5 protein-coding genes are annotated in these 3,648 nt (G+C 74.6%); 3 read left to right on the forward strand and 2 right to left on the reverse strand.

Annotated elements, in window-relative coordinates; all coding sequences use genetic code 11:
- The 3 genes from ABD194_RS18565 to ABD194_RS18575 all read left to right on the forward strand — a co-directional run.
- Positions 1 to 468 (forward strand): hypothetical protein (locus ABD194_RS18565; RefSeq protein ID WP_343994242.1); only part of this gene is annotated, 468 nt, incomplete at its 5' end.
- Between the two features lie 30 nt (positions 469 to 498).
- Complete coding sequence (locus ABD194_RS18570; protein ID WP_343994244.1) at positions 499 to 1,440, forward strand: phosphotransferase enzyme family protein; 942 nt, start codon at positions 499 to 501, stop codon at positions 1,438 to 1,440.
- Between the two features lie 38 nt (positions 1,441 to 1,478).
- The gene (locus tag ABD194_RS18575; RefSeq protein WP_343994246.1) at positions 1,479 to 2,033 is read left to right on the forward strand and encodes a hypothetical protein; all 555 of its coding nucleotides are present in this window, start codon (positions 1,479 to 1,481) and stop codon (positions 2,031 to 2,033) included.
- A gap of 60 nt (positions 2,034 to 2,093) precedes the next feature.
- Here ABD194_RS18575 and cobA read toward each other — a convergent pair whose 3' ends face one another.
- A complete protein-coding gene (gene cobA, locus ABD194_RS18580; protein WP_343994248.1) occupies positions 2,094 to 3,341 on the reverse strand; it encodes a uroporphyrinogen-III C-methyltransferase in 1,248 nt (415 codons plus the stop codon).
- A partial coding sequence (locus ABD194_RS18585) for an elongation factor 1-alpha C-terminal domain-related protein (RefSeq protein ID WP_425580026.1) occupies positions 3,329 to 3,648 on the reverse strand: 320 nt, incomplete at its 5' end. The genes cobA and ABD194_RS18585, both read right to left, overlap by 13 nt.

Here is a 3,648-nt window from a genome sequence, read left to right on the forward strand (position 1 = left end):
CGGGAGTACCTTTTCGCCATGAACGCCATGCCGGGGCCGACGCGGCCGCAGGGGCCCGAGCAGCAGTTCACCGTGCCCGTGCCCGTCGCCCCCACGAACCCGTATGCCGGCCAGCCGGTCTGGCCGTCACCGGTGCAGTCGCGGCCGGGTGGGCGCACGACAGCTGCCGCCGGCGACCCGCTCATCGCCCAGGTCGGCGTCGCGCTCTTCTGGGTCGTCGTCGGTTGGTGGGCCTTCGTGGTCATCCGGCTGCTGGGCTACCTGACCCGGTTCGGGCTGGTCGACACCATGCTCATCCGCACCATCGACCGTGGCGCCGAGGAGACGATCGTCGCCGGCGTGGTGTCCGTCCTGGCCGCGGTGCTGCTCGTCGGCGTCGACCGGACGCGTCGGGCGCCGCTCACCATCGCGTCCGTCGTCCTGGCACTGGCCACCGTCGGCATCGCCGTCTGGCGCGTGCTGCCATGAGCGAACGCCGCTGAGCTGCAGTCGGTTCCGGTGCTCACTCCCTCAACGGCACAGCAGGTCGCGGACGCCTACGGGCTCTCGGGTCCCGCGACCCTGACCGGACCGGTCGCGCGGGGCCAGCTGGGCCAGGTGTGGCGGCTGGAGACGCCGGAGGGGCAGCACGCCGTCAAGGAGTGGTTCGCCAGCCCCGACCTCGACGAGGTGGCCAAGGACGCGAGACTGGTCGACGCCGCGCGAGGCGAGGGCGTGCTCACGCCGGCCGTGCGGCACACGCCCTCGGGTGCGGTGGCGACGACCGTGGACGGCACGGCGGTGCGCGTCTTCGAGTGGTTCGACCTGCGGCGCTCCTCGCGCCGGCTCGACCCTGCCGCCGTCGGACGCACGGTGGCGGGACTCCACCGCGCCGGCCCGCCATCCGGCGCGGGCGTCGAGAGCTGGTTCGCCACCGGGCTCGGCAAGGAGCGGTGGCGCGAGCTGCACCAGCGGGTCGTGGCGGCGGGCGCGCCCTTCGCCGGGCACCTCGGCGCCCTCGTGGACGACCTCGTCGCCGTGGAGGCGGTGCTCGAGCCGCACGGGTCGCCGATCGTCTGCCACCGCGACCTGTGGGCCGACAACGTGCGCTCGACCGCCGACGGACGCGTCTGCGTCCTCGACTTCGAGAACCTCGGACCGGCCGACCCGAGCCAGGAGCTGGCGATGGTGCTCTTCGAGTTCGGCGACGACGACCCGTCGCGTGCGCGGCTGCTCCACACGGCATACCGCGAGGCCGGTGGCCCGGGGCGGGTGACGCGACGCGGGCACTTCACGATGCTGGTGGCGGAGCAGGCGCACATCGCCCAGCTGGCCTGCTCGAGATGGGTCGGGGCGAGGAGCGAGTCGCACAAGGAGCGGCTCGCCACGTGGTTCTTCGAGGTCCCGGACGACCCGGTGACGCTGGCGCGCATCGACCGGATCCTCGCGGCGGTCACGTGATCGCACCGCCGCGGCGGTCGCCGCCCTATCGTGACCGCGTGACGAGTGTCGGGCGCCTCATGCTGGCGCGGTTGAAGTCGATCGGGTCCCGCAACGCCTGCCTGCCGGCGGGTCAGGTGCCCGGCGGTCCGTGGACGGCGCGCGGCGCGTGGACCTATCGCACCGGTGCGAGCGGCAGCACGAGCGACGTCATCACCCGGGCGCGGGGCATGCGTTCCGTCACGAGCGCGCGCGCCTACCAGGGGGTGGGGCGCGCCGACCTCTTCATCCAGGTCATCCCGTTCGCGTCGCCGGCGGACGCACGGGCCGCGGTGACGCAGCTGCGCGCGCTCCCGCGGAGGATGCGGCAGACCAAGAGCGTCACGGACGTCGGCGAGCCGCGGGACGTCGCGCCGCCGGAGATCGCCGGCCCGACGCTCGTGGAGGCGGCGGAGCTGCCGTTCGTCCTCGACGGCCAACACGCCCGGTCGCTCAACCTGTGGTGCGTCGCCGGCAGTCGCGTGGTCGTCGCCGGCCTGGGTGGTCGTGCCGAGATGGTGCGCTGGCCGGATCTCGCCCAGATCGTCGAGGCGCAGGTGGCCGCGCTCGACTGAGCCGGAATCCTCTGGGTGGACTCTTCGTCGGAGCGCTCGACGCGCTCTCGACGGACGCCCTCAGCCGGTAGCTCCCCGCCCGTGCGCGGCGCGCCAGTCGGGGCCGAGGCGCACCACGTCGCCGACGACCACGACCGCGGGTGACTCCACCGCGCGCCCGACGGCGAGGTCGGCGATGGTCTCGAGCGTGCCGATCGTGACGCGCTGGTCGGGCGCGAAACCGCGCTCGACGATCGCCACCGGACAGTCGGCACCACGCCCGTGCTCCCTGAGCAGGGTCGTCGTCCAGCGCAGCCCGCCCACGGCCATGAGCAGCACGAGCGTGTGCTCGCCACCGGTCGGCAGGACGGGGATCTCCTCGTGGCCCGTCACGACGGTGAAGCCCCGCGCCACCCCCCGGTGGGTCACGGGTATGCCGGCCGCCGCGGGAACGCTGACCGCGCTCGTCACGCCGGGCACCACCTCGACGGGTATGCCGTGTGCCTCGCACGCGTCGCGCTCCTCGCCGCCGCGGCCGAGCACGTAGGGATCGCCGCCCTTGAGGCGCACGACGCCGAGGCCGCGCTGCGCCTCCTCGACGAGGATGTCGTTGATGCCCGACTGGGGCACCGGGTGGTGGCCCGGCGTCTTGCCGACGTCGATGACACGCACCGAGGCGGGCAGGCGGTCGACGACGGCCCGGGGGGCGAGCCGGTCGACGACGACGACGTCGGCCGAGGCGAGCAGCTCGTGACCGCGGGACGTCAGCAGGCCGTCGGTGCCGGGGCCGCCGCCGACGAGGGCGACCCAGCCGTGCCCCTGGGTGCGGGGCCGGGTGCGACGCAGGTCGAGGGCACCGGAGACGAGGGCGCGCTCCACCCCGTCGCGGACGGTCTCGGCCAGGCCGGGGTCGCCGGCGGCATACGCGGAGACCGTGACCCGGCCGCCGGGAGTGGTGACGTCGGCGCGGGCGGTCACGCTGGCGGTCGTGCCTGCGGAGTCGGTCGCGTCGACGCACCAGACCCGGAGGGACTCCGCATCCGCGGCGACCTCACGGTCGACGGAGGGCTCACCCGTCGCCGTGTGCGCGATCCAGGCGCCGTGGAGGTCGGCCGGACCGGCGTAGTCGCGCTCGACCCACTCCACGCGGGCTGCGACGGCCAGGTCGCGCAGGTCCTCGCACAGCCAGGGGGCGACGACGCGGACGACCGCCCCCTCCCCGAGGAAGGCCCTGACCCGGCGCGCCGACACGGGACCGCCACCGACGGCCACGACGAGCCGCCCGGTCAGGTCCAGCACGACAGGTAGGGCTGACTTCAGATCTCCCACTCCTCGTCACCTTCCGGCTCGGACGGCGCAGGGGCCGCGGTGGGGAGGGTGGCGCCGACCATGCCGGCGGCCAACGTGCGCCCGTCGTGGGCGTCGATGAGCAGGAACGAGCCGCCGCGGCGCGAGACCGAGTAGTTCTCGACCGGGAGCGGCGCCGCGAGACGCAGGCTCACGAGGCCGATGTCGTTGAGCGACAGCGCTTCTGCCGGCACGGCGTGCAGGTCGTCGAGGTCCAGGACGCCCTCGAGCGTGCGGACGGCGGTCTGCACCGTGCGCGAACCGTGCTTGAGCAGCAGCCGCTGGCCCG

This window comes from Terrabacter terrae (genome assembly GCF_039529575.1).
In the GTDB taxonomy this organism is placed as follows: Bacteria; Actinomycetota; Actinomycetes; order Actinomycetales; family Dermatophilaceae; genus Terrabacter; species Terrabacter terrae.